The organism is Burkholderia sp. WTPI3 (assembly GCF_021483755.1).
Taxonomy (GTDB): domain Bacteria; phylum Pseudomonadota; class Gammaproteobacteria; order Burkholderiales; family Burkholderiaceae; genus Burkholderia.
Genome location: NZ_JAGIXF010000230.1, coordinates 1 through 646, shown reverse-complemented (window position 1 = coordinate 646; position 646 = coordinate 1). Strand labels below are relative to the sequence as shown.

Genomic DNA, 646 nt, shown 5'->3' with positions numbered 1-646 from the left:
GAATCAGCTCTTGTCGTACGAGAACTGGATGCCGGCGGTGCCGCCGGTCTGGATGAACAGGTCGATGAACGCGGGGACGGTCGCGCTGCGTGCCCAGTCGCGCTGCAGTTCGCAGAACAATTGCGCGACGCTGATCATCCGGCCGCCGGCCTGCTCGATGCGGCGCAGCGCGGCTTCGTGCGCGGCCACCGACGTGCCGCCGACCGCATCGACGACCACGTAGACCTCGTAGCCGGCCTTCAGTGCGTCGAGCGCGGGGAAGGTCAGGCACGCCTCGGTCCAAAGTGCGGTCATGACGAGTTTCTTGCGGCCGGTGGCTTCGACGGCCTTGCGGAACTCGACGTCTTCCCACGAGTTGATGCTGGTGCGGTCGCAGGTCGGATAGCCTTCGAGGGCGGCGCGCAGTTGCGGGATCGGCGGCTTGTTCAGGCCGGTCTTCACGTTGACGGTGGAGTGGACGATCGGCAGGCCGTAAGCGACGGCGGCCTTCGAGGCGCCGACGATGTTGTTGATCAGCAGCTGGCGATCCATCGAGGCGATGGAGTTCACCTGGACCGGCTGGTAATCGATGACGATGAACGCCGCGTTCTGCGGGGTGAGCAGGTGGTCGTTCGCGGGGTCGCGAATCGGTTCGCTTGCCATGGTT

At 65.6% G+C, this 646-nt stretch carries 1 protein-coding gene; it reads right to left on the bottom strand.

Features of this window, described 5'->3' with window-relative positions:
• Positions 1-3: 3 nt before the first annotated feature.
• Positions 4-642, bottom strand: a complete 639-nt coding sequence (locus tag J7024_RS37035; protein ID WP_124831047.1) for a hydrolase — start codon at positions 640-642, stop codon at positions 4-6.
• Positions 643-646: the final 4 nt, after the last annotated feature.

Coding starts and splice junctions, on each gene's coding strand:
- J7024_RS37035 (WP_124831047.1), bottom strand. CDS start 642: ATGGCAAGCGAACCGATTCGCGACCCCGCGAACGACCACCTGCTCACC.